Source organism: Leifsonia sp. YAF41 (genome assembly GCF_052113185.1).
Taxonomy (GTDB): Bacteria; Actinomycetota; Actinomycetes; order Actinomycetales; family Microbacteriaceae; genus Cryobacterium.
Map to the genome: position 1 here is coordinate 281,294 of NZ_JBFRCS010000003.1, position 23,878 is coordinate 305,171.

Below are 23,878 nucleotides of genomic sequence, written 5' to 3' on the forward strand. Positions count from 1 at the left end.
CACTCAATTTCAGAGCAGTCATCATCACAGCCTAAAGACGCGCGTTGTGAATTGTCGTGACGAGGATGGCGCGGGCACCGAGTTCGTACAGGTCGTCCATCACCGAGTTCATGTCCTTGCGCGGGATCATCACCCGCACGGCGACCCAGTCGGGATCGTGCAGCGAGGACACGGTGGGCGATTCGATGCCGGGAGCCAGCTGGCAGGCGGCATCCAACTGGGCAACCGGGATGTCGTAGTCCATCAGCACGTACTGACGGGCGACGAGAACACCCTGCAGGCGACGGAGCAGCGTGGCGATGCCGGGCTTGTCGTTGCCGGAGTCGATCAGAACCGCGGTGGATTCGAGGATGACCGGGCCGAAGATCTCCAAGCCGGCCTTCCGCAGCGTCGACCCGGTGGACACGACGTCAGCGACGGCATCCGCGACACCGAGCTGAACGGCGGATTCGACGGCGCCGTCGAGCGTGACGAGTTCGACCTCGACATCGTGGGTGGCGAGAAAACGCTCGACGAGACCCGGGTAGCTGGTGGCGACGCGGAGGCCCGCGAGGTCGGCGAGAGTCTGGAAACGACCGGCCGGGCCGGCGAAACGGAACGTCGAGTCGCCGAAGTTGAGGTTCGCGATCTCGACCGCCGGTGAGTGGGAGTCGAGCAGCAGGTCTCGGCCGGTGATCCCCACATCAAGGGCGCCGCTTCCGACGTAGGTGGCGATGTCGCGGGGGCGCAGGTAGAAGAACTCGACGTCGTTGGCCGGGTCGGCGACAACGAGGTCGCGCGGGTCGCGGCGACCGGTGTAGCCGGCCTCGAACAACATCTGCGCGGCGGTTTCGGACAGGGAACCCTTATTGGGAACGGCAATTCTCAGCATGATGCACTTTCGTATGGTTCAGGGATGGGCGGAGTCAACAGAGCAATCAGTGGCCGTAGGCCACAGTGATCACAGATGTCGGTAAATGTCCGCCGGGGTCAGTCCCTTGGCCAGCATGAGAACCTGCAGGTGGTAGAGCAGCTGCGAGATCTCCTCGGCCGTCTCGGTGTCGCTCTGGTACTCGGCAGCCATCCATACTTCGGCGGCCTCCTCGACGATCTTCTTACCAATCGCGTGCACGCCGGCGTCTAGCTCACGTACTGTTCCAGAGCCTTCAGGCCTGGTCAGTGCCTTTTCGCTCAGTTCGGCGAAAAGTGCGTCAAAATTCTTCACGAGTACAGGCTACTAGTGCGCGTGGCGGTGTTCGTTCGCCGCAGCCCGCAGCAGTGCGATCTGCTCGGCCGGTTCGCCGCGGAAGACGCTGGAGCCGGCGACGAAGGTGTCGGCGCCCGCCGCGGCGGCGATCTGGATGGTGTCGGCCGTGATTCCGCCGTCGACCTGCAACCAGATGTCGAGACCGGTCTTCTTCACCGCGTCAGAAAGCAGCTGCAGTTTCGGCATGGTCGACTGATCGAAACTCTGCCCGCCAAAGCCGGGTTCGACCGTCATCACCAGGATCTGGTCGAACTCGTGGAGGAGCGGCAGGTAGTCGGTGGCGTCGGTTCCCGGCTTCAGCGCCAAGCCAGCCCGTGCCCCGATCGAGCGCAGGGTGCGAGCCAACGCGACGGGATCGGCCGCCGCTTCCGCATGGAAGGTGACCGAGAAGGCGCCGACCTCCGCGTAGCCGGGTGCCCAGCGGTCGGGGTCGTCGATCATGAGGTGCACGTCGAGCGGGATCGGCGACACCTGCTGCAACCGTTCCACCATCGGCAGGCCGAACGTGAGGTTGGGAACGAAATGGTTGTCCATCACGTCAACGTGCGCGAGGTCGGCCGTGCTGATGCGCCCGAGCTCCCGTTCGAAGTTCGCGAAGTCGGCGGCGAGGATGCTGGGGTTGATTCGAGTCGACATTCTGCGAGCCTACTTCGTGCGTTCGATCAGGGTGATGAACATGGCGTCGGTGCCGTGGCGGTGCGGCCAGAGCTGCACGACACCGGGGTCCCCGGCCAGGTCGAGCTTCGATTCGGAGAGAGACTGCACGACGGCCGCGGTGTCGAGCTGGGTGACCGTGTCGCCCCACTTCTTCAGGGCGGTGGCCACGATCCCGCGGGTCTCGGCGATGTGCGGCGAGCAGGTGACGTAGGCGAGGATGCCGCCGGGAGCGAGGGCGGACAGCGCCGCGTCGATGAGGTTCGACTGCAGGCCCGACAGCTCGGCGACATCCTTGGGCTGCTTGCGCCAGCGCGCTTCGGGCCGGCGGCGCAGGGCGCCGAGGCCCGTGCAGGGGGCGTCGAGCAGGATGCGGTCGAAGGTGTCGGCATGCCGGGTCGCGATGGTCGTGCCGTCGGTCTCCCAGACGGGAACGTCGAGCGGAACCGGCGCGAGGGCGTTGCGCACCAGGGCCGCGCGAGCCGGGACCACCTCGTTGGCGACGAGGAAGGCTCCCCCGGCCAGCGCTTCCGCAGCGAGCAGGGCCGCCTTGCCGCCGGGGCCGGCGCAGAGGTCGAGCCAGCGTTCGTCTTTGTTCACCGGGCGGGCCCGGGTCAGGGCGAGTGCGGCGAGCTGGGAGCCCTCGTCTTGCACGCGGATGGTGCCGTCGTGCTCCTTCATCAGGTGGAACGGGTCTCCCCCACCGAGCACGAAACCGGTCGGTGAGAAGGCGTCGAGGTCGCCGAGCGACGCGCGGAGTTCCGGCGGGGTGAGGCCGGGAAGCGCGACCATGTTGACCTTGGCCGCCTCATTGTCGGCGGCGAGCAGTTCTTCGAGTTCGTCCTGGCGGCCTTCGGCGAGCAGCGCCTGGCGGAAGGCGCGCACAACCCAGACCGGGTGCGAGTAGAGCGCGGCCAGCTTGTCGTCGGCACTCGTGGCCTCGGCGACGACCTGGTCGCGCCACTCGTCGGCGCTGACTCGGGAGATCGCGCGCATCACGCCGTTGGTGAAACCGGTCGCGGAACGGGAGCCCACCTGCTTCGCCAGCGACACCGACTCGTTGACCGCGGCATGCGTGGCGATGCGGGTGGCGAGCAGCTGGTGGGCGCCGAGGCGCAGCACGTCGAGGATGGCGGGGTCGATGGCCGTGACCTCGCGGCCCGCCGCGATGGCGATCACGCGGTCGTAGTAGCCCTGCATGCGCAGGGTGCCGTAGGTGAGCTCGGTGGCGAGAGCGGCATCCGCGGTGTTCAACGCTGCACGCTGAATCTTCGTCGGCAGCAACAGGTTCGCGTAGGCGTCGTCAGCGCGCACGGCGGCGATGACTTCGTAGGCGACCCGGCGGGCGGGCTGCACGTAGTCTGCAGGTGACGGGTTGGAGCGGGGCGGGCGCGGGTTGCGCTCGGCGCGCGTGGGGCGCTGTGCGCGAGGCGGGCGTGGCGGGCGTTCGGCGCTCATGAGGCGACCACCTCGGTCGTTGCCACGCCACGCCACCAGTCGATTGCATTCATGGGGTTCTTTCCAGCCGGTTGAACGCGCAGCAGCTCGAGCGGCTCTGTCGCGGTGCCAATCAGCACTTTCTTGTCGTGTTCGCGGATGATGCCCGCGGGCAGTGTCGGGATCTCGCCGGCGACCTGTGCGGAGACAGGTGCGGCTTCGAGAAGTTTGAAACGTGAGTCGCCGATGACGGTGAAGGCGCCGGGTTCCGGGGTGACGCCGCGCAGGCGGTTGAAGACCGCGTCGGCGGGGGCATTCCAGTCGATCCGGGCGTCGTCGATGACGAGTTTCGGCGCCAGGGTGACGTCGCCGGTCTGTTCGATGGCCGTCGCGGTGCCCGCTGCGAGCTCGTCGACCACGCGGAGGAGCAGTTCTGCGCCGCTCAGGCTGAGGGCGTCGAGCAGGCTGCCGCTCGTCGCATCCGCGGGAATGGCGGTGCTGAAACTGCCGAACACGGCACCGGCGTCGAGCTCGGCGACAAGCTGGAACACAGCGGCGCCCGTCTCGGCGTCGCCGGCGATCACCGCGCGCTGCACAGGCGAGGCGCCGCGCCAGCGCGGCAGCAGCGAGAAGTGCAGGTTGATCCAGCCGAGGCGCGGGGTCGACAGCAGTGGCTCCCGCACCAGTCCCCCGTAGGCGACGATGACACCGAGGTCGGGCTGCAGCGCGGCGATCTCCGCGGTGGCCGACTCGTTCAGACGGTTGGCCTTGATGACGCGGATGCCGCGCTGGGCAGCGGCGTCGGCCACGGGCGACGGGGTGAGCACGCGCTTCCGGCCGAGCGGGGCATCCTCGCGGGTGATGACAGCCGCGATCTCATGGTCGGAATCGGCCAGCGCGGTCAGGCTGGGGATGGCGACGGCGGGAGTACCGGCGAAGACGAGCCTCATGCGCTGCGCCTTGTGTCGTAGAGGGCTTTCGTGATCCGTCGGAATGTCATCACTACGTCACAGTCCTGACTGCTCATTGGCCTGATGGTTCGTGGCCAGAATGTTCTTGGGCGATTCTTCGGCGCGCATCGCGCGCCTGGTGCTCACTGCGCCGCTCGTCGGAGCGGCGCATCCCACTATTCTCCGGCACTGGGCGCCATGCCGCGAATTCAGCGTCGGCCCGCCGGTGTTGCGAGGAGTTCACAGGGTCAACGACAGATCTGACCTTCTCGGTGGTTGAGGAGCAGCCGACGAAGGAGGCCGCGTCTCGAAACCTCGCGAGCAAATCCTCACACTCGGGTCGCGTCTGGAGATCGACTCACGAGGTTTCGAGACGCTCGCTGGCGCTCGCTCCTCAACCACCGGAGCGGAGAAGTCGACCGCCGGAGCGGGGACTGAGGTGCCATTTTCGCTAATGAACTACAGGCTCATATGACTCTGAAGCTCATGAGGGAAAACGGCAGTTCCGCCACCTGCGCAAAGCTAGATCAGCTCCGGATCATCGAACCGCACCTTGAGCGTCGGGGCCGGACGGAACGAGCCGCCCTTCGGCGCACGACGCTTGGTGGCGTTCTGCACGATGTGCGCCTTCAGCACCCGCGCCACCTCGTCGCCCCCCGCATAGGCGAACCGCACGATCGCCCGCACGAGCGGAGCCTCCGTCGTGACCGGGCCGAGCACGTCGACACCGGCGATCGTTTCGACCTCGACGAGCGCACGGGTGACGTCGTCGACAGTGCCGGTGACGGAGGCGACACGCACCGCCGGCGGGAATCGCAGCAGGCGTCGGTCATCGAGTTCCGATTGGGCGAACGCGTCGGCACGCCAGTTGTTGAGCGCCCGAGCGATCTCTCCCCCGACCCCGACCAACACGACCGATGCACCGGGTGCCGCCAGGGCCGCCGTGTTCGACCAGGACCGCAGCAGGTCTTCTCCGACGCGCAGCGACTCCCGCGCCAGCATCCGTTCGCCGTCGAGCAGCAGGATGGCGTGATAGCCGCCGGTCGGAGTGGGTTCGGCGCCCCGCGTCGCGATGACGAGGGCCGGCTCGGCGCCGAGGTGCTGCACGAGGTGGTCGCCGTCGGCGAGAATGACCCGCGAGCCGGGGAACGCGCGCCCGAGCTCTTCGGCGGTGCGCCCCGACCCAACCAACATGACCCGCAACGTGTGACCCTCACAGTGCACGCAGCGCCACTCGGCCGCCAGCGCGCCGCACCAGCGGCAGGCCGGGGTGGCGTTCGCCGACGCCAGGGCGAGCGGGCCCTGACAGTGGGTACACCGCGCCGCCTTCTTGCAGGTCTGGCAGGCCAGCATCGGCGCATAGCCGGGAGTCGACACCTGCACGAGCACCGGCCCGGTCGCAATCGCCGCTTTTGCGGCCTGCCACGCGGCGGTCGGGATGCGCGCCGCCCGCGCCTGCGGGTCGGGCTCGCCCTGGTAGTCGGTCGGGATCACCCGCGGATGAATGTTCTTGGTGGGGTGCACCTCCCCGAGCCAGCCGAGCGCGACGAGACGTTGCACCTCGACGCTGCGGGCATGGCTGAGAAAGACGAGGGCGGAGCCCGACTGCTCCTGGCGCACCAAAGCGGCGTCGCGGGCGTGAACGTAGGGGCTGAGCGGCTCCGCATGCAGGGGGTCGCCGTCGTCCCAGAGCGCGATCAGTCCCAGGTCATGTGCCGGTGCGTAGACGGCCGAACGGTTGCCGAGGATGATGCGCGGGGCGTCGCCGAGGCAGGCCAAGAACGCGCGGTAGCGATCGGGATTGCTTTGCCGGGCGTCGACCCGGCTGACCGATCCGGCGGGAGCGAGTTGCTCGAGCGCCGCCTGCACCTGATCCTGGTCGCGAAAGTCGGGCACGACGAGAATCGCGGTGCGCCCGAGCGAGTGGGTGTGCACGGCGAATTCGGCGAGCGTCTGCGCCCAGTGCCCGATCGTGCGGCCGTCGGCCAGGCGCACCAGGCGCGGCACCGCTGAGACAGCGCGGCGGCCCTTTTCGGCCAGCACCGTATCGAGGGCATCCGCGGGGTAGTCGGCGAATCGTGAGTGTGCGGGCGCTCCAGTCGCCGGTTGTCCAGCCACGGCCTCGGCTGCCGCCGGTTCGACAGCCACCTCGACCCCCACGTCCGTCTCACCGGTCGGCGCCGCATCCGCCTGCTGCGCGTTGGCAGCCAACCACGCCTTCTCCACACGCACCTGCCTCCCGGGAACAGCGAGCCGGATGATGTCGTTCGCGTTGCCGGCGGCCCGGTCGGCGAGGCGTCGGGCCAAGCGGTACACGGGTTCCGTCAGCACCGGAACGCTCGACACGACCGACTCGATCGGACTCAGGGTTCCGTGGAACTCCTCGGCGCCCTCGGCCGCCGCAGCGGCCGGATCGAACACCTCGACCAGATAGCCGTCGATGGTGCGGCCGGCCGACCGCCATGGAACCGTGACCCGCACCCCGGGGAGCGCCAGATCGGCGAGCTCCTCCGGAATGCGATAGTCGAAAAGGTGGTCGAGCTGCGGGAGCGGCGAGTCGATGAGCACCCGCGCGACGAGGCTGGACCCCGCCATAGCTAGAGGCCCGCCATCGTTACAGGCCGGCTGCGCTACGCAAGTCGTCGACGCGGTCGAGGCGCTCCCAGGTGAAGTCGGGGAGTTCGCGACCGAAGTGGCCGTAGGCCGCCGTCTGGGCGTAGATCGGGCGCAGCAGGTCGAGATCGCGGATGATCGCTGCCGGACGCAGGTCGAACACCTCCTGCAGAGCGCGAGTGATGTCCTTGTCGCTCATCACCCCGGTGCCGAAAGTCTCGACGTAGAAGCCGACGGGCGCGGCCTTGCCGATCGCGTAGGCGATCTGAACTTCAAGACGCTCGGCCAGCCCGGCGGCGACGGCGTTCTTCGCCACCCAGCGCATGGCGTAGGCGGCCGAACGGTCGACCTTCGACGGGTCCTTGCCGCTGAACGCACCGCCGCCGTGACGGCTGGCTCCGCCGTAGGTGTCGATGATGATTTTGCGACCGGTCAGGCCGGCATCCCCCTGCGGGCCGCCGATTTCGAAGCGACCGGTGGGGTTGATCAAGGTGGTCAGGCCCGAGGCGTCGAGGTCGATGCGCTCAAGAACCGGGCGGATGACGAGCTCGTTGACCTCGGCGCGCAGCGTCTCGTTCGACACCGTCGGCGAGTGCTGGGTCGAGACGACAACCGTTTCGACGGTGCGCGGAATGATTCCGTCGTAGCCGATCGTGACCTGGGTCTTGCCGTCGGGGCGCAGGTAGTCGAGCTGGCCGGTCTTGCGCACGGCAGCGAGGCGCTCGGCGAGGCGGTGCGCGATCCAGATCGGAATCGGCATCAGCTCGGGGGTCTCCCGGGTGGCGTAGCCGAACATGATGCCCTGGTCGCCGGCGCCCTGCTTGTCGAAGTCGTCTGTGCTCGACTCGACCCGTGACTCGAACGCGTTGTCGACGCCCTGGGCGATGTCGGGCGACTGGCCGCCGATCGAGATGGAGACGCCGCAGGAGCGACCGTCGAACCAGACGTCGCTGGAGTTGTAACCGATGTCGGTGATGCATTTGCGCACGATCGACGGGATCTCGACATACGCTTCGGTGGTCACCTCGCCGGCGACATGCACGAGTCCGGTCGTGACGAGGGTCTCCACGGCGACCCGGCTCTGCGGGTCTTCGGTCAGCAGCGCGTCGAGGATGCTGTCGGAGATCTGGTCACAGATCTTGTCCGGGTGTCCCTCGGTGACTGATTCTGATGTGAAGAGGCGAAGGTCGCTCATCTGGCCCGTCTTTGTCAAAAGCTGAAAGTGAAAATAGTGGGTATGAAAACAGCGAGTCGCAGCCGGGCCACGCCGAGCCGTTCTCGCAGCGAGCTGCTGCTAGACGGCGCCCTGGGCGATGACGTCGAGGATGCGATTGGCCACCGAAAGCTTGCTTCCGGAAGCCTCATTCACTATAGCTCCGGTCGCATCGAGCACGATCACGACGTTGTCATCTGACGCAAAGCCCTCGGTCCACCCGACCCGGTTCACCACGAGATAGTCGCAGCCCTTGCGCGCGATTTTCGCCTGGCCGAGCGCCAGCAGCGCATCGGTGTCGGGTTCGGTCTCAGCGGCGAAGCCGACCACGATCTGGCCGGGGACTTTGGCGGCGGAAAGCGCCGCGAGAATGTCGGGGTTCTTGATCAGGTCGAGCGTGAGCGTTTCGCCCGCCTGCTCTTTCTTGATCTTGCCGGTCGCCACCGTCACCGGGCGGTAGTCGGCCACGGCGGCGGCCATGATCACGACATCAGCCGTCGGGGCTTGCTCCCGCATCGCCGTGTCGAGGTCGAGAGCGCTGGAGACGCGCACGACATCGATGCCGGCCGGGACGTCCACTTCGAGATGCGCGGCGATCAACGTCACCTGTGCACCCCGGTCGGCAGCGGCCCGCGCGAGCGCGACTCCTTGCTTGCCGCTCGAACGGTTGCCGAGGAAGCGCACCGGGTCAAGCGGTTCGCGGGTTCCCCCGGCACTGATCACGTAGCGTCGACCGGTCAGGTCGCCGGATACGAAGCCGCCAAGTGACAGGACCGGCGCGGTGAGTCCGGATGCCGCAGCGAGGGTAGCCAACGCCACCTCGACGATCGTCTCCGGCTCTTCCATGCGGCCGGGGCCGACATCCGTGCCGGTCAGCGCACCGACGCCCGGGCCGACGATCGTGACGCCGCGGGAACGGAGGGTGGCCACGTTGGCGACGGTGGCCGCGTTGTTCCACATCTCGGTGTGCATGGCCGGTGCGATCACGAGCGGAGCAGTGCTGGCGAGGATCGTGTTGCCGAGCAGATCGTCGGCGAGGCCGGCAGCGAGCTTGGCGATCGAGTTGGCGGTGGCCGGAGCGATCACGATCAGGTCGGCGGATTGCCCGATCGCCACATGGCGCACCTCGGAAACGCCGTCGTACAGCCCGGTGTAGACCGGGTTGCGCGAGATCGCCTCGAGAGTCGGCGTGCCGACGAAACGAAGCGCCGCCTCGGTGGCGACGACGTGCACGTCGAATCCGCGCAACACAAAGGCGCGCACAACATTGACAGCCTTATACGCAGCGATGCCGCCGGTGATACCGACGACAATCCTGGGAGCTGACGACATTATGCGCGCCTCGGTGTAGTGGATGAGCTCAGTGAAATTGAATCAGTGAAGCTCACGAGAGAAGTTACTCGACGATGGGCTTCGAGGTGAGCTTGTCCTCGTTGATTTCGCGCAGCGCGACGGACAACGGCTTGTCGTCGACCGTCGAGTCGACGAGCGGGCCGACGTTGTCGAACAGGCTGCCTTCGTGAAGGTCTGCGTAGTAGTCGTTGATCTGACGAGCACGCTTGGAGGCGAAGATCACCAGGGCGTACTTCGAGTCAACCTTGGAGAGCAGGTCGTCGATGGGCGGGTCAATGATGCCAGCGGGCTTGGTGGCCATTGGTGTCTCACTCCTTCAGAGCAGGTCGCGCAGATGCGCAATTTCAAGTGGATCAGGCGTCGAAAGCGACGCGGATACGAATGCCAATGCGCTTATGGGCGCGCGGAATCCGTAGGAATCTGCATCAAGTCTACGACCTCGCGCGCCGCGTCGGCCACGGTGTGGTTCACGACACGGTAATCGAACTCGTCCTGAGCAGCCAATTCAAGCCGTGCAGTGTCGAGACGACGGGTCTGTTCCGCGGAATCCTCGGTGCCGCGACCGATCAGTCGACGCACAAGTTCTTCCCAGCTGGGAGGAAGCAGAAAGACGAGTTTCGCCTCCGGCATGGCCGCTCGAACCGAGCGGGCGCCCTGCAAATCGATCTCCAGCAGCACACTGTTGCCGTCGGCGATGGCCTGTTCGACCGGCCCCCGCGGCGTGCCGTAGCGGTAGGCGTTGTGAACGGTCGCCCATTCGAGCAGTTCGCCGGCCTCGACCATCCGGTCGAATTCTTCGTCATCGACGAAGAAGTAGCTCACGCCTTCGACCTCGCCGGGGCGCGGCTTGCGGGTGGTCGCCGAGACCGAGAGCAGCACGTTCGGATAGTTTTCCCGGATGTACCCGGCCACAGTTCCCTTGCCGACCGCGGTCGGGCCGGCCAGAACGAGAAGTCCCGATTCGGCGGTGGCCGGGTCGGCGGACGTCGACGCAGCAGTACTCGACGCAGCAGCGCTCGGCGCTGTGGTCGAACGCCGCGAAGCCTCGAGGCCGCTGAGGAAGTCGTGAAGCCGCACGCGCTGGTGCGTGCCCAGGCCGCCGAGCCGCTTCGACGGCGAGATGCCCTGCTGCTCCATGATGCGTTGCATCTTGGTGACCCCGATGGCGGGGATGCTGGTGAGCAGCTCGGTCACCCGCAGGCGACCTTCGACGCCGTTGGGTTCGGCGGTTGCCGCGGCCAGAACGTCGAGTGGGGTGCGTTCACGGGCGGCCACCGAGGCCTTCACCGCGGCGCGCGCACGACGTGCGGCGACGGCGGCCCGTGAGGCGGCGACCCGGTCGACGTCGGGTGGGGTGGAATGCTTCTCAGCCACGGGCAGATCCTGCTTCCGCTACTCGTTGCGTGATCGTCTCGGTGAGCCGGTCGGGTCCGGCGGAGAGGATGCTGCGCGATTCACTCAGGATAACGCCTGGTGCATAACCCCCGAAGAGGGCGTTCACTTCGGAAAGCTCCGCGCCCTGATGCCCGAACCCGGGTGCGAGCACCGGGGTCAGTGCACGCGTCGGCGCGGCGTGCACGTCGATGCCGAAACTGGCCAGATCAACCGTGGCGCCGAGCACAACGCCCAGCGACCCGATCGCACCGGAATCGCTCTCGGCGTTGCGAACGGCCACGTCATCGAGAACGGCACGGGCGACACTCGTGCCGGCATGCGCGCCCTCCCCCACGATGGCGCGCTGAAGTACCGCGCCCTCGGGGTTGGAGGTGGCGGCCAGCAGGAACAATCCCTTGCCGAAGCGCCGGGCCACGGCGATCGCGGTGTCGAGCGAACCGACACCCATGTAGCTGCTCATGGTGAGCGCGTCGACTTCGAGCGACGAGCCGGGGCTCAGCCAAGCGTCGGCGTAGGCTTCGACACTCGTGCCGAGGTCGCCGCGCTTGGCGTCACCGATCACGAGCAATCCGGCGGCCCTGGCATCGGCCAGCACCCGTTCGAGGGCGACGAATCCGGCCGAACCGAAACGTTCGAAGAACGCCACCTGCGGCTTGACGATGCCGGCCTGCCCGGCCGCAGCGGCGACAACCGTGCGGCCGAACGACTCGGCACCATCCGCGGTGTCGGGCAGATTCCAATCGGAAAGCAACCAGGAGTGCGGGTCGATGCCGACGCAAAGCTGGCCGTAGTCAGCGAACGTCTGCGATAGACGATCGCCGAACGACAAGACGTCGGACTGCACCGGGACGCTCAGTGTTCCGTCGGTCACAGGGCAGCCTCGCGCGTGATCGCATATTCCTGCAGCGACGTGACTTCGAAGCCTTCACGGATGGCGTCGATCGAGGCCACAGCGGCAGCGAGTTCGGCGATCGTCGTGAACAGCGGCAGGTCACCGGCGACGGCGGCCGCGCGGATCTCGTAGCCGTCGGCGCGTGCGGTGCGACCACCGGGCGTGTTGATGACCACGTCGACCTCTTCGCGACGGATCAGGTCGACGATCGACAATTCGCCATCGAGCGGCTCGCTGAACTTACGCACGACCTGCGCGTCGATGCCATTGCGCTTCAGCACGAGAGCGGTTCCCTCGGTGGCCATGATCTCGTAGCCGAGCTGCTTCAAGCGCAGCACGGGCAGGATGATGGCGCGCTTGTCGCGGTCGGAGACCGAGACGAACACGGTGCCGGTCAGCGGCATTCCGCCGTAGGCGGCCATCTGGCTCTTGGCGAACGCACGCGGGAAGTCGCGGTCGATGCCCATGACCTCACCGGTGGAGCGCATCTCCGGGCCGAGCACCGAGTCGACGACGTCGCCGGCCGGGGTGCGGAAGCGCTTGAACGGCAGCACGGCTTCCTTCACGGCAACCGGGGCGTCGAGCGGCACACGGGAGCCGTCGATCAACGGCAGCATGCCGTCGGCCTTCATCTCGGCGATGGTGCGGCCGACCATGATCAGCGAGGCGGCCTTGGCCAGGGTGATGCCGAGCGCCTTGGCGACGAACGGCACGGTGCGGGAGGCACGCGGGTTGGCTTCGAGCACGTAGAGCACGCCGGCGCCGATCGCGAACTGCACGTTCAGCAGGCCGCGCACGCCGATGCCCTGGGCGATGGCCAAGGTGGCGTCGCGCACCCGGTCGATCTCGGCGCGGCCGAGGGTGACGGGGGGCAGGGTGCAGCTGGAGTCACCGGAGTGGATGCCGGCCTCCTCGATGTGCTCCATCACACCGCCGATGTACAGCTCGTGACCGTCGTAGATGGCGTCGACATCGATTTCGATGGCGTCGTCGAGGAAGCGGTCGACCAGCAGCGGGTGCGACGGGCCGATGATGCCCTGACCGGCCATCCGGGTGAAGTAGTCGGCCAGCGAGGGGCTGTCGTAGATGATCTCCATGCCGCGTCCGCCGAGCACGTAGCTGGGGCGCACGAGAACCGGGTAGCCGATCTCCTCGGCCACGACGACGGCACCGGTGTAGTCGGTGGCCGTGCCGTTGCGCGGGGCCAGCAGGCCGGCTTCGTCAAGGATGCGGGAGAACTCTCCGCGCTCCTCGGCCAAGTCGATCGCTTCGGGGGTGGTGCCGAGGATCGGGATGCCTTCGGCCTTCAGACCCTTGGCCAGGCCGAGTGCGGTCTGGCCGCCGAGCTGCACGACAACACCGACGAGCTCGCCGCTCTGGCTTTCGGCGTGGATGATCTCGAGCACGTCTTCGAGCGTCAGCGGCTCGAAGTACAGGCGATCACTGGTGTCGTAGTCGGTCGAGACCGTCTCCGGGTTGCAGTTGATCATGATGGTCTCGTAGCCGGCATCCGACAGCGCGAACGAGGCGTGCACGCAGGAGTAGTCGAACTCGACGCCCTGACCGATGCGGTTCGGGCCGGAGCCGAGGATGACAACCTTCTTGCGGTCGCTCGGCGTGACCTCGGTCTCCTGGTCGTAGCTCGAGTAGTGGTACGGCGTCGCAGCGGGGAACTCGCCGGCACAGGTGTCGACGGTCTTGAAGACCGGGCGCACGCCGAGGATGTGACGCACCTTGCGGACATCCGCTTCACCGAAACCACGGAGCTCGCCGATCTGGGCGTCGGAGAAACCGTGGTCCTTGGCGAGGCGCAGGATGTCGGTGTCGAGGGTCTCGGAGGCGGCGACGGCATCGGCCACCTCGTTGATCAGCACGATCTGGTCGAGGAACCACGGGTCGATCTTCGTGGCTTCGAACAGCTGTTCAATCGTGGCGCCCTTCCGGAACGCCTGCTGCACGGTGACGATGCGGCCGTCGGTGGGGATCTCGGCGGCGATGAGCAGCTCGTCGAGGGTGCGGTCTTCGGCTCCCCAGTGGAACGAGGAGCCGCGCTTCTCGAGTGAACGGAGCGCCTTCTGCAGGGCGGAGGCGTAGTTGCGGCCGATGGCCATGGCCTCGCCAACCGACTTCATGGTGGTGGTCAGGCGGGCGTCTGCGGCCGGGAACTTCTCGAACGCGAAACGGGGAACCTTGACGACCACGTAGTCGAGCGTGGGCTCGAAGCTGGCCGGGGTGACCTTGGTGATGTCGTTGGGGATCTCGTCGAGACGGTAGCCGAGGGCAAGCTTGGCGGCGATCTTGGCGATCGGGAAGCCGGTGGCCTTGCTGGCCAGGGCCGAGGAGCGCGAGACGCGCGGGTTCATCTCGATCACGATGATGCGGCCGTTGGACGGGTCAATCGCGAACTGGATGTTGCAGCCACCGGTGTCGACACCGACGGCACGGATGATGTCGATCGAGATGTCGCGCAGCTTCTGGTACTCGCGGTCGGTCAGGGTCAGCGCGGGGGCGACGGTGATCGAGTCGCCGGTGTGCACGCCGACCGGGTCGACGTTCTCGATCGAGCAGACGACGACGGTGTTGTCCGCCGTGTCGCGCATCATTTCGAGTTCGTACTCTTTCCAGCCGAGGATCGACTCTTCGAGCAGCACCTCACTGGTCGGGCTCTGGTGCAGGCCGTCGCCGACGATGCGGCGCAGTTCTGCTTCGTTGTAGGCGAAGCCGGACCCGAGGCCGCCCATGGTGAAGGAGGGTCGAACGACCATCGGGTAGCCGAGGTCGGCGGCGAAACCGACGGCCTCTTCGACGGTGTGCGCGATGTGCGAGCGGGCGACATCGGCGCCGGCTGCGAGCACGAGCTCTTTGAAGATCTGACGGTCTTCACCCTTTTGGATGGCCTCGAACTTCGCGCCGATCAATTCGACGTTGTACTTCTCGAGGATGCCGAGCTCGTGCAGCTGCATGGCCGCGTTCAGCGCGGTCTGGCCGCCGAGGGTCGGCAGGATCGCGTCGGGACGTTCCTTGGCGATGATCGTCTCGAGGATCTCCGCGGTGATCGGCTCGATGTAGGTGGCGTCGGCGAAGTCGGGGTCGGTCATGATCGTGGCCGGGTTGGAGTTGACCAGGATGACGCGCACCCCCTCTTCGCGGAGGACGCGGCACGCCTGGGTGCCTGAGTAGTCGAACTCGCAGGCCTGACCGATGACGATCGGGCCGGAGCCGATGACAAGGACGCTGTTGATATCGTCGCGCTTGGGCATTACTGGGCGTCTCCTGCTCCGGTGGTTGCCGTCTGGGCAAGCACCATCTCCCTGAATCGATCAAAAAGGTAGTTGGCGTCGTGCGGGCCGGCCGCAGACTCGGGGTGGTACTGCACGCTGAACGCGGGGATGTTGAGGCAACGGATGCCTTCGACCACGTTGTCGTTGAGGCTGTAGTGGCTCACTTCGACGTTGCCGAAGCCCGTACGGGACTCGTGCACGCCCTCGATCGGCATGTCGACGGCGAAGCCGTGGTTCTGCGAGGTGATCTCGACGCGACCGGTCGACTTGTCGAGCACCGGCTGGTTGATTCCGCGGTGACCGAACGGCAGCTTGTAGGTGCGGAAGCCGAGTGCGCGGCCGAGCAGCTGGTTGCCGAAGCAGATGCCGAAGTACGGCAGGCCGGCGCGGAGGCATTCCTGCAGCAGGGCGACGTGGGCGTCGGAGGCGGCGGGGTCGCCGGGACCGTTCGAGAAGAACAGCGCGTCGGGCTTCAGCGACAAGACGTCTTCGGCGGTCACCGTCTGCGGCAGCACGAGAACCTCGAAGCCGCGCTCGGCGAGGAAGTTGAGGGTCGAGGTCTTCACGCCGAGGTCGAGCACGGCCACGGAGCCGATGCGCTCGCCCTGCGCGGGAAGCGAGAACGGGTCGACCGTCGAGACCTCGTCGGAGAGGTTGCGGCCGGCCATGTTCGCCGCGTTCTGCACACGCTCAAGCTGTTCGGCCTCGGACAGGTCGAAGTCCGGTCCGGAGAAGATGCCAGAGCGCATGGAACCCGCCGAGCGGATGTGACGCGTGATCGCGCGGGTGTCGATGCCGCTGATGCCGACGACTCCCCCGGTCTCCAGGTCGGAGTCGAGGCTCCGCTGCGACCGGAAGTTGGACACGACGCGGGAGGGCTCGCGTACGACGAAGCCGGACACCCAGATGCGGCGCGATTCCATGTCTTCATCGTTGGCGCCGGTGTTGCCGATGTGCGGCGCCGTCATCAGCACGATCTGGCCGGCGTAGGACGGATCGGTGAGCGTCTCCTGGTAGCCGGTCATGCCGGTCGCGAAGACGAGCTCGCCCAGGGTCTGACCGAGTGCGCCGTATGCCTTTCCGACGAATCGCTTGCCGTCTTCCAGCACGAGCACGGCCGGAGCAGCTCGGTCGGTAATGGTTCGGTTGCTGGCTGAGTAGCTCACGCTACGCCTCACTTTCGGTGGAGAGATCCGGGCCGGTGGCCTCGGGAGCGATGGTTCGAAGGGCTGCAACGATCCGAACCCGGTCGGCCGGGTCGGTGATGCGGAAGTAGCTGTCGACGCTGGTGGTCACGGTAGTTGACGGTGCAGTGGTCGACGGTGCGGTGCTCAAGCCTGCTGCCGGAGAGGATGCCGTGGCGGACGTTTCTGGAGCGTTCAGCTTCCAGCCGATCAGCAGGAGCCCGCCGGTTTCGACGGCGCGGTCGATGGCCCAGGTGGCCTCGGTCACACGCTCAAGCGCGGAGACCGGGATGAACACCGGGGCTTCCCCGTTCGGAGCGACGATCACGCCGGCATCCGTCACGGTCAGTGTGGCGCGAGCGCGGAAGGCTAGGCCTCGAATGGCCAGGCGCTCCAGCGGAGCATCACGGGGGGTTGTCGCGACGTACAGCGCGGTGGAGGACTCAAGTTCTGTGCTGGCGGCGGGAGCTTCGTAGCCGCCGAAGAGCCCGGCGTCGCGACGCGAGCGTCGGCGCCAGCTGCGCAGCATGAGCAGGAGAACCAGAAGCAGAACAACAACGACGATGACGGTGGGCAGAACCTTATCCACGGCTGAGCTCCCCTGCGTTGACGGTGCCGGCGAGGGCTGCGATCTCGGCGGCCTCGCGTAGCGCGCCATCCAGCACCGTGGCATACCCCCGGTGGAAGGTAGCCTGCACGCGGCCCGGAAGGGTCATGGCGAGGTAGGGCGAGTTGATGCCCTTGCCGGCGAGGTCGCCGGCGCCGAAGACGCGGCTGGCTGCCGGGTCGTAGAGGGTCAGTTCGGCGGGTGCGCCCACTTCGAGTGGCTGCCCCTGCGTGGAGAGGCCGCCGATGCGAGCCGGCGTGGCCGAGAGTACCCGGGCGACGTCAGACCAGCCGAGCAGCCCGGTGGCGACGACGGAGGCGTGCACGACCGACAGAGCCGATTCGAGACCGACCATGCCGTTCGCGGCGGCATCCCATTCGCAGTCCTTCGACTCGACGGGGTGCGGCGCGTGATCGGTGGCGACGATGTCGATGGTGCCGTCGGCCAGGGCGGCGCGCAGGGCCAGGGTGTCTTCGCGGCGACGCAGCGGCGGGTTGACCTTGTACCGGGCGTCGTAGCCCGTGATCAGTTCTTCGGTGAGCAGCAGGTGGTGCGGGGTGACTTCGGCGGTGACCTGGATGCCGCGGGCCTTGGCCCAGCGGATCACGTCGACCGATCCGGCCGTGGAGACGTGGCAGACGTGCAGCCGGGAGCCGACGTGCTCGGCGAGCAGCACATCGCGGGCGATGATCGACTCTTCGGCGACGGCCGGCCAGCCGGTGAGGCCGAGCTCGGCCGAGACGACGCCCTCGTTCATCTGGGCGCCTTCGGTGAGGCGCGGTTCCTGGGCGTGCTGGGCGATGACGCCGCCGAACGCCTTGACATACTCGAGCGCACGGCGCATGAGCAGCGGGTCTGAGACGCAGAAGCCGTCGTCGGAGAAGACGCGCACGGTGGCGCGGCTGGCGGCCATGGCGCCGATCTCGGCGAGTTTCTGGCCGGCGAGACCGACGGTCACAGCGCCGATGGGCTGCACGGTAACGTAGCCGGCCCGCTCGCCGAGGGCGAGAACTTGCTCGACGACACCGGCGGTGTCTTGCGCCGGGGAGGTGTTGGCCATCGCGAAGACGCTCGTGAAGCCGCCGACCGCTGCGGCCTGGCTACCGGTGAGCACGGTTTCGCTCTGCTCGTAGCCGGGCTCGCGCAGGTGGGTGTGCAGGTCGACGAGGCCGGGCAGGGCGACGAGGCCGTCGGCGTCGATGACCGTTGCGCCGGCAGCGGAGAGGCCGGTGCCCATCTCGAGGATGCGCGTGTCACCAAGCACGAGGTCAGACCGCGTGCCGTCGGGCAGGGTCGCTCCACGAATGAGGTAGCGTTCGTTTTGCTCATGTGACATCTATGAATCCTCCCGATCGCCGGAGAGCAGCAGATACAGTGCCGCCATCCGAACCGACACACCATTGGTTACCTGCTCAAGCACACTCGACTGGGCGGAATCCGCCGCTTTCGACGAGATTTCCAAGCCGCGATTCATCGGACCGGGGTGCATGACAATGCTATCCGCACGCAGCCGTCCGAAGCGCGCGTCGTYGAGACCCCAGTTGCGGGAATACTCCCGGCTGCTGGGGAAAAACGCGGCGTGCATCCGTTCAGCCTGAATGCGCAACATCATGATCACGTCTGGCCCGGCGTCGACGGCGGCGTCGAGGTCGAATCCAACGGTGGCGGGCCACGACGAGTGGTCGGCCGGCACCAGGGTGGGCGGGGCGACGAACGTGACGTCGGCGCCGAGGGTGGTGAGCAGCCAGAGGTTCGAGCGGGCGACCCGGGAGTGCAGGATGTCGCCGACGATGGTGACGCTCACCCCGTCGAGGTCCTTGCCGCGGGAGGCCGCGCCGTGCAGGCGGCGGCGGATGGTGAACGCGTCGAGAAAGGCCTGGGTCGGGTGCTCGTGGGTGCCGTCGCCGGCGTTGATGATGCCGGCGTCGATCCAGCCGCTTGCGGCGAGCACCTGCGGTGCGCCGGAGGCGTGGTGGCGGATGACGACGCCGTCGGCGCCCATCGCGGCCAGCGTTTGCGCGGTGTCCTTCAGGCTTTCGCCCTTCGAGACGCTCGAGCCCTTGGCGCTGAAGTTGATCACATCGGCCGAGAGGCGCTTGGCGGCCGCCTCGAACGAGATGCGGGTGCGGGTGGAGTCTTCGAAGAAGAGGTTGACGACGGTCTTGCCGCGCAGGGTCGGAAGCTTCTTGACTTCGCGGTTGGCGACATCCGCCATGTCTTCAGCGATGTCGAGCAGGCCGATCGCTTCGGCACGCTCGATGCCCTTGGTGGAGAGCAGGTGCCTCATGCGTCGTCACGCCCGTTCGTCGTGGCCGAGCTGGACTCGACAGGTGTTGATTCAGTGCGTGTGGTTTCGATGCTCACGAACTCGTCGCCGTCGACCTCTGCGAGGTGAACGTTGATGCGCTCGTCGGTGGAGCTCGGCAGGTTCTTGCCGACGAAGTCTGCGCGGATCGGTAGTTCGCGGTGACCGCGGTCGACAAGCACGGCGAGGCGCACGGCGCGCGGGCGACCGTGATCGCCGAGGGCGTCGAGGGCGGCACGGATGGTGCGACCGGAGAAGAGCACGTCGTCGACCAGAACCACGGTCTTGCCGTCAATGCTGCCGGGAACCGAGGTGGGCGCCGGGGTACGCGTCAGCGAGTGCGCGAGGTCGTCGCGGTACATCGTGACGTCGAGTGAGCCGACCTGAACGTCGGTCGCGCTCGGTTCGATCCGGGCGATGGTGTCGGCGATCCGCTGGGCGAGAAGAACGCCGCGGGTCGGGATGCCGAGAATCACGAGATTGTCTGGGCCACGATTGGACTCCAGGATCTCGTGGGAGATCCGAGTCAACGCTCGGGCAATATCAGCCTGCTGCAGCACGGTACGCGCCATCAACCGACTCCCTTCCCCGTCTCACAGGACGGCTCTTAAAGGTTGTCAACCTGTTCAGCATAACAGGGGCGGGAGGTGCGTCCGGCCGTAGGCTGGCGGCATGAGCGAGCAATCCCCGAAGCGACTGGTCATCATGCGGCATGCGAAGTCAGACTGGCCGCCCGGCGTTCCCGACTTCGATCGCCCGCTGCTCCCCCGCGGCCACGCCGAAGCCGCCTTGGCCGGCGAGTGGCTGCGCGACCACGACCTCGTGCCCGACGTCATCCTCTGCTCGTCGGCGACGCGAACTCAGCAGACCTGCGCGGGGGTGCTCTCGGAACTCGGAGATGACGCTCCCACCCCCGCGCTGCACGATGCGCTCTATGCGGCAGCACCGCTCAGCATGCTCGCCGTCATCAATCACCAGCCGGAGACCGCGCGTTGCGTGCTGGTGATTGCCCATATGCCTGGTGTGCAGGAACTCGTCGACCACCTGGCCTCCCCCGACTCCGACGACGATGCGGAGATGGACGCGACCTCGCGCTATCCGACGAGTGCGTTCACCGTGCTCGAACCTGAGACGCCCTGGGCCGAACTCGACGGCCGGGATGCCCGGGTCACGCACTTCGTCGTGCCGCGCGCGCACTGAGAGGCCGAAGAGAACCAGCAGAACCGGCAGAATGCTGCCGAATCACAACGGGGCTTCGCCGTGCGGGATGAGATCGTCACTTTTCGGAAATATATTGCCGAAATTGAATTAGTAGGTGATCATTGAACCCAGTGACTGCCAGAACCGGCAGTTTCTTGCTGATTTGGGAGGGCCACATCAACGATATTGAGGCGATCGCCGCACGCATCCGCAGCGCCCGCAAGTCCGCCGGACTCACGCAGGAGGATTTGGCCCACCTTGCCGAGACGTCAGAACGCACAATTCGAGCGATTGAGACAGCCACCGGAAACCCCTCTCTACGCGCGGTGACTGCTGCGGCTCGCGTGCTCGGCCTCCGGGTGGAGGCGCACTGATGGCCGGTGACCTTCAACAGCTCAAATTCCTTCGCGACGCCGACGTCTACAAGAGTGGGACTCTCGCCGGGCGACTGCGACGGACAGATTCCGGCGGAGTCGAGTTCTCCTATAGTGCCGGCTACCTCGTGAGCGGACTTCCACCGGTTGCGGCCTCGCTCCCGCTCTCTACCGACATCGTCGAGGCCCCGTCCGGCGCCCTGCCGCCATTCTTCGCCGGCCTACTCCCTGAAGGACACCGCCTCTCAGTTCTGAAGAATGCCGCGAAAACCAGCTACTCCGACGAGCTGACGCTCATCCTCGCGGTGGGGGCAGATGCTCCCGGTGACGTGCAAGTCGTGCCGGCCGGCGAAAACCCGCTCGAGCCCGATTCGCTGGCTGACCCGTCGCATCCTGCCGATCTGGACTTCGCCGCGCTCGCAGACGCCGTCGACCTGCACAGCCTCCCTGGTGTGCAGAACAAGGCAAGCGCCTCCATGTTGACGACACCGCTCGCACTCGCCGGCAAGCGTTACCTTCTCAAGCTCGACCCACCGGAGCATCCGCACCTGGTCGCCAACGAGGCCGCCCATCTGGCCGGAGCGGCCCGGCTGAAGATCCCGGTCGCCCGAGCCAGGATCATCACCGACCGAAACAACCTGCCGGGTCTGCTCGTCGAGAGATTCGATCGCACGCGAGGCGCTGACGGGATCTGGGGGCGACTCCCCCTCGAAGACGGAACCCAGGTGATGGGACTGCCGCCGGCAGCGAAGTACGGCGTCACTGCGGAAGAGGTCACCTTCGCCCTCTCGCGCCTCTGTGCTGCACCGGTTGTCGCCCGCCGCAATGCGTACCTGCAATTCGCATTCGCCTGGTTGACCGGCAATGGCGACCTGCACGCCAAGAACCTGTCGATCCTCGGCAATCACAGCGGCGCATTCGCGATGGCCCCGGTCTATGACGTTCCGTGCACCCTCCTCTACGGTGACAACACCCTCGCGCTTTCTCTCTCCGGAAAGACCCGGAATCTGAAAGCGAAGCACTGGGAGGAGTTTGCAGACAGCCTGGGGCTGCCGCAAAAAGCTGCGCAGGCGGCCAAGCAGATCGCGTTGAAGGCGGCCACAGCCATTCGTCTCGAGGATCTCCCGTTCGCCGGTTCTCCCCTCAACGGAACGATGCGGGAGCTCCGTGCGCGCCGCTCGGAATTTGCGGCCTGAGCTCCAGGAAATTCTGTCCCGGTCGCTTCTAGCTCGGGCCGCCCGTGTCGATGTTCTCGGGCGCCTTCGCATCAAGCTCAGACGGCAGCTCGAGCGGGCGGCGCCGGAAGTAGGCGGCTCCCTTGCGCCAGTAGATGATCATGGGCACGATCCCGAGAGCGAGTGCGCCGAGCCCGATGACGATCACAATCGTGTCGAGCGAGGGAATCGAGACGAAGAAGATCCACACCATGAACAGGGCACCGAGCGCCGGCCAGAGTCCGATGAAGATGAAGTTCTTCACCGAGGTGAAGATCACCCTGCGATAGGCGACAACCACGGCAATCCCGGCAAGGGCGTAGTAAAACGCGATCTGCAGCCCGATCGAGCTGATGGCGTTACTGAGAATCTCGCCGACGCTGCCCAAGAAGTTCGAACCGATGAACAGCACCACCGAAACACCGGTCACCACCAAAGTCGCGAACGCCGGGGTGCGCCACCGGCGATGCGAGTGACCGAACGCGGCGGGAATGGTGTTGTCCCGACCCATCGCGAACAACGTGCGGGTGACCTGGATCAACGTTGTCTCCAGCGTTGCGATGGTCGAGAGCATGACGGCGATGATCAGGATCTTGCCGCCGATGCCCGGCCAGATCGCGTCGCCGAGCACCGCCAGCACGTTGCCGCTGTTCTCCTCGATCGTCGCCGCCGGCAAAATCACCAGCGTCGCGACCGTGAAGATCTCGAACAGGAGAAACACGATGATCACCCCGACGAGTCCGCCGATGCCTGACGCCTTCTTGCCGTTCTTCGTCTCCTCGTTCAGGTTCGCCGCGACATCCCAACCCCAGTAATAGAACGCGGCGACCAAAGCGGCGGCGACGAAAGTGCCGACCCCGTTGAAGTGGCTGAAGCCGAACCAGTCCCAGGAGAAGGCCGGACCCGCCGCGGATCCGGACATGGCGTGCACAATGGCAACGATCGCAAAGACCACCAGGATGGTGACCTCGATCGACGTCATGACCCACTGTGCTCGCGCCGTAATGCGCACGCCGACGAGAACGCAGGCCGCCATGACCAGGAACCAGACGGCGCCGATAGCGGTGACCAGCGGCACGTTGTCCGTGTTCTCCGGGCTGAACAGCGCGACGGTCATCACTCCGGCAGGCAACGCGCCGGCGACCATGAAGATGGTGGCCGAGACGACGAGGGCCCAGCCCGAGAGAAAACCGAGAATCGGATGCAACGCCCGGCCGACCCAGGAGTATGCCGCGCCGGCATTGACATCGGCTCTGCCGAGATAGGCGAACGCCCAGGCGATCCCGAGCATCGGCAGTGCACACCAAAGCAGAGCAGCCGGGCTCGCCAGGCCGGCCACGGCAACCAGGGTCGCCGTCGTCGCGGCGATCGAATAGGCCGGGGCGCTGCCGGCAACGGCCATCACRATCGACCCGGCGGCGCTCACCCCATCTGCCTGAAGTTGGTGCTCGTGTTCCTGACGAGAATCGTTTGGTTGGGTGACATCGGTGTCGGCCACAATCGCCTCCTCGAGACGTGCCAGTGCGCGTTCACCGGGAACGCTAGCACCACGGGTCGACCGCATCAACGGCCCCCGTGCCCGACACCATGAGCAAGTGGTCAGAATCGAAAGCGCTCGGTATCAGCCCCATTTGTCAACCCCCGTCCTGTTTTCGGCCGCGCTGTCGGTGGTGCCCGGTTGACTGGGGGTATGGATCAGCTGGAGCTGTTGCACGACGAGGTCGAAGACTTCGGGGTGTTCACCGATCTCGACCCGCTGGAGTGTCACTTCGGGATGTCTCCGGCCGAGTTCCCGGGGTTCGTCGACGCATTGCTGCCCGACGATCCGGGCGAGGGCGAACGGCGGGAGTCCGGGTACACGGCCCGGTTGAATGAGTACCTCGATGTGGTTGTGGCCGAGGAGAAGCAGCTGGCGGTGCATTCCGCCCGCCGCGCCCGCGCCGTCGACGAGGCCCGGAGG

General features: G+C 66.7%; 22 protein-coding genes. 4 read left to right on the plus strand and 18 right to left on the minus strand.

Annotated features, from left to right (window positions below; translation table 11 throughout):
• Positions 1-31: 31 nt before the first annotated feature.
• From hisG to pyrR, 17 genes are all read right to left on the minus strand, one after another.
• Positions 32-871 carry an ATP phosphoribosyltransferase gene (hisG, locus tag AB4Y63_RS04810; protein ID WP_441789899.1) on the minus strand — a complete coding sequence of 280 codons (840 nt, stop codon included), beginning with the start codon at positions 869-871 and terminating at the stop codon, positions 32-34.
• Between the two features lie 69 nt (positions 872-940).
• On the minus strand, positions 941-1,204 hold the full coding sequence (locus tag AB4Y63_RS04815; RefSeq protein ID WP_441789900.1) for a phosphoribosyl-ATP diphosphatase: 264 nt from the start codon (positions 1,202-1,204) through the stop codon (positions 941-943).
• A 12-nt stretch (positions 1,205-1,216) separates the two neighbouring features.
• A complete protein-coding gene (gene rpe, locus AB4Y63_RS04820) occupies positions 1,217-1,882 on the minus strand; it encodes a ribulose-phosphate 3-epimerase (protein ID WP_441789901.1) in 666 nt (221 codons plus the stop codon).
• Between the two features lie 9 nt (positions 1,883-1,891).
• Positions 1,892-3,358, minus strand: coding sequence for an RsmB/NOP family class I SAM-dependent RNA methyltransferase (locus tag AB4Y63_RS04825; RefSeq protein ID WP_441789902.1), 1,467 nt, complete (start codon positions 3,356-3,358; stop codon positions 1,892-1,894).
• The gene (gene fmt / locus AB4Y63_RS04830) at positions 3,355-4,287 is read right to left on the minus strand and encodes a methionyl-tRNA formyltransferase (RefSeq protein ID WP_441789903.1); all 933 of its coding nucleotides are present in this window, start codon (positions 4,285-4,287) and stop codon (positions 3,355-3,357) included. The genes AB4Y63_RS04825 and fmt overlap by 4 nt, the downstream gene beginning before the upstream one ends.
• A 522-nt stretch (positions 4,288-4,809) precedes the next feature.
• The gene (locus AB4Y63_RS04835; protein ID WP_441789904.1) at positions 4,810-6,882 is read right to left on the minus strand and encodes a primosomal protein N'; all 2,073 of its coding nucleotides are present in this window, start codon (positions 6,880-6,882) and stop codon (positions 4,810-4,812) included.
• A 19-nt stretch (positions 6,883-6,901) separates the two neighbouring features.
• Positions 6,902-8,095 (minus strand): methionine adenosyltransferase, encoded by a 1,194-nt coding sequence (gene metK / locus AB4Y63_RS04840; RefSeq protein WP_441789905.1) that lies wholly within the window; start codon positions 8,093-8,095, stop codon positions 6,902-6,904.
• 99 nt (positions 8,096-8,194) lie between these two features.
• Positions 8,195-9,445, minus strand: a complete 1,251-nt coding sequence (gene coaBC / locus AB4Y63_RS04845; RefSeq protein WP_441789906.1) for a bifunctional phosphopantothenoylcysteine decarboxylase/phosphopantothenate--cysteine ligase CoaBC — start codon at positions 9,443-9,445, stop codon at positions 8,195-8,197.
• A 64-nt stretch (positions 9,446-9,509) separates the two neighbouring features.
• Positions 9,510-9,767, minus strand: a complete 258-nt coding sequence (gene rpoZ / locus AB4Y63_RS04850) for a DNA-directed RNA polymerase subunit omega (RefSeq protein ID WP_345062487.1) — start codon at positions 9,765-9,767, stop codon at positions 9,510-9,512.
• A 92-nt stretch (positions 9,768-9,859) separates the two neighbouring features.
• On the minus strand, positions 9,860-10,840 hold the full coding sequence (gmk, locus tag AB4Y63_RS04855) for a guanylate kinase (RefSeq protein WP_441789907.1): 981 nt from the start codon (positions 10,838-10,840) through the stop codon (positions 9,860-9,862).
• Entirely contained in the window at positions 10,833-11,732 is a 900-nt protein-coding gene (gene pyrF, locus AB4Y63_RS04860; RefSeq protein WP_441789908.1) for an orotidine-5'-phosphate decarboxylase, read from the minus strand. Before pyrF ends, gmk begins: the two co-directional genes overlap by 8 nt.
• Positions 11,729-15,013: a carbamoyl-phosphate synthase large subunit gene (gene carB, locus AB4Y63_RS04865; RefSeq protein WP_441789909.1), complete on the minus strand. Its 3,285-nt coding sequence runs from the start codon at positions 15,011-15,013 to the stop codon at positions 11,729-11,731. Before carB ends, pyrF begins: the two co-directional genes overlap by 4 nt.
• Entirely contained in the window at positions 15,013-16,200 is a 1,188-nt protein-coding gene (gene carA, locus AB4Y63_RS04870; protein ID WP_441789910.1) for a glutamine-hydrolyzing carbamoyl-phosphate synthase small subunit, read from the minus strand. Before carA ends, carB begins: the two co-directional genes overlap by 1 nt.
• 1 nt (position 16,201) lies before the next feature.
• On the minus strand, positions 16,202-16,807 hold the full coding sequence (locus tag AB4Y63_RS04875; protein ID WP_441789911.1) for a PH-like domain-containing protein: 606 nt from the start codon (positions 16,805-16,807) through the stop codon (positions 16,202-16,204).
• Positions 16,800-18,161 (minus strand): dihydroorotase, encoded by a 1,362-nt coding sequence (locus tag AB4Y63_RS04880; RefSeq protein WP_441789912.1) that lies wholly within the window; start codon positions 18,159-18,161, stop codon positions 16,800-16,802. The genes AB4Y63_RS04875 and AB4Y63_RS04880 overlap by 8 nt, the downstream gene beginning before the upstream one ends.
• Positions 18,162-19,112 (minus strand): aspartate carbamoyltransferase catalytic subunit, encoded by a 951-nt coding sequence (locus AB4Y63_RS04885; RefSeq protein WP_441789913.1) that lies wholly within the window; start codon positions 19,110-19,112, stop codon positions 18,162-18,164. It abuts the gene before it with no gap.
• Positions 19,109-19,705 carry a bifunctional pyr operon transcriptional regulator/uracil phosphoribosyltransferase PyrR gene (gene pyrR / locus AB4Y63_RS04890; RefSeq protein ID WP_441789914.1) on the minus strand — a complete coding sequence of 199 codons (597 nt, stop codon included), beginning with the start codon at positions 19,703-19,705 and terminating at the stop codon, positions 19,109-19,111. Before pyrR ends, AB4Y63_RS04885 begins: the two co-directional genes overlap by 4 nt.
• A 97-nt stretch (positions 19,706-19,802) precedes the next feature.
• Between pyrR and AB4Y63_RS04895 the strand changes: the two genes are divergently transcribed.
• The 3 genes from AB4Y63_RS04895 to AB4Y63_RS04905 all read left to right on the plus strand — a co-directional run bounded on the left by AB4Y63_RS04895 (position 19,803) and on the right by AB4Y63_RS04905 (position 21,900).
• Positions 19,803-20,330 (plus strand): SixA phosphatase family protein, encoded by a 528-nt coding sequence (locus AB4Y63_RS04895; protein WP_441789915.1) that lies wholly within the window; start codon positions 19,803-19,805, stop codon positions 20,328-20,330.
• 131 nt (positions 20,331-20,461) lie between these two features.
• Positions 20,462-20,704, plus strand: a complete 243-nt coding sequence (locus tag AB4Y63_RS04900) for a helix-turn-helix transcriptional regulator (RefSeq protein ID WP_441789916.1) — start codon at positions 20,462-20,464, stop codon at positions 20,702-20,704.
• Positions 20,704-21,900 (plus strand): type II toxin-antitoxin system HipA family toxin, encoded by a 1,197-nt coding sequence (locus AB4Y63_RS04905; RefSeq protein ID WP_441789917.1) that lies wholly within the window; start codon positions 20,704-20,706, stop codon positions 21,898-21,900. The genes AB4Y63_RS04900 and AB4Y63_RS04905 overlap by 1 nt, the downstream gene beginning before the upstream one ends.
• Before the next feature lie 28 nt (positions 21,901-21,928).
• On the opposite strand, the gene AB4Y63_RS04910 is transcribed toward AB4Y63_RS04905, so the two are convergent.
• Positions 21,929-23,416, minus strand: coding sequence for an APC family permease (locus tag AB4Y63_RS04910; protein ID WP_441789918.1), 1,488 nt, complete (start codon positions 23,414-23,416; stop codon positions 21,929-21,931).
• 192 nt (positions 23,417-23,608) lie between these two features.
• Between AB4Y63_RS04910 and AB4Y63_RS04915 the strand changes: the two genes are divergently transcribed.
• Positions 23,609-23,878: hypothetical protein (locus tag AB4Y63_RS04915; RefSeq protein WP_441789919.1), on the plus strand; the 270-nt coding region annotated here is incomplete at its 3' end.

What these genes read in the sequence shown, in the direction of transcription:
- hisG (WP_441789899.1), bottom strand. Translation starts at nt 871, where the DNA reads ATGCTGAGAATTGCCGTTCCCAATAAGGGTTCCCTGTCCGAAACCGCC.
- rpe (WP_441789901.1), bottom strand. Translation starts at nt 1,882, where the DNA reads ATGTCGACTCGAATCAACCCCAGCATCCTCGCCGCCGACTTCGCGAAC.
- AB4Y63_RS04825 (WP_441789902.1), bottom strand. Translation starts at nt 3,358, where the DNA reads ATGAGCGCCGAACGCCCGCCACGCCCGCCTCGCGCACAGCGCCCCACG.
- fmt (WP_441789903.1), bottom strand. Translation starts at nt 4,287, where the DNA reads ATGAGGCTCGTCTTCGCCGGTACTCCCGCCGTCGCCATCCCCAGCCTG.
- AB4Y63_RS04835 (WP_441789904.1), bottom strand. Translation starts at nt 6,882, where the DNA reads ATGGCGGGGTCCAGCCTCGTCGCGCGGGTGCTCATCGACTCGCCGCTC.
- metK (WP_441789905.1), bottom strand. Translation starts at nt 8,095, where the DNA reads ATGAGCGACCTTCGCCTCTTCACATCAGAATCAGTCACCGAGGGACAC.
- coaBC (WP_441789906.1), bottom strand. Translation starts at nt 9,445, where the DNA reads ATGTCGTCAGCTCCCAGGATTGTCGTCGGTATCACCGGCGGCATCGCT.
- rpoZ (WP_345062487.1), bottom strand. Translation starts at nt 9,767, where the DNA reads ATGGCCACCAAGCCCGCTGGCATCATTGACCCGCCCATCGACGACCTG.
- carB (WP_441789909.1), bottom strand. Translation starts at nt 15,013, where the DNA reads ATGCCCAAGCGCGACGATATCAACAGCGTCCTTGTCATCGGCTCCGGC.
- AB4Y63_RS04880 (WP_441789912.1), bottom strand. Translation starts at nt 18,161, where the DNA reads ATGTCACATGAGCAAAACGAACGCTACCTCATTCGTGGAGCGACCCTG.
- AB4Y63_RS04895 (WP_441789915.1), top strand. Translation starts at nt 19,803, where the DNA reads ATGAGCGAGCAATCCCCGAAGCGACTGGTCATCATGCGGCATGCGAAG.
- AB4Y63_RS04905 (WP_441789917.1), top strand. Translation starts at nt 20,704, where the DNA reads ATGGCCGGTGACCTTCAACAGCTCAAATTCCTTCGCGACGCCGACGTC.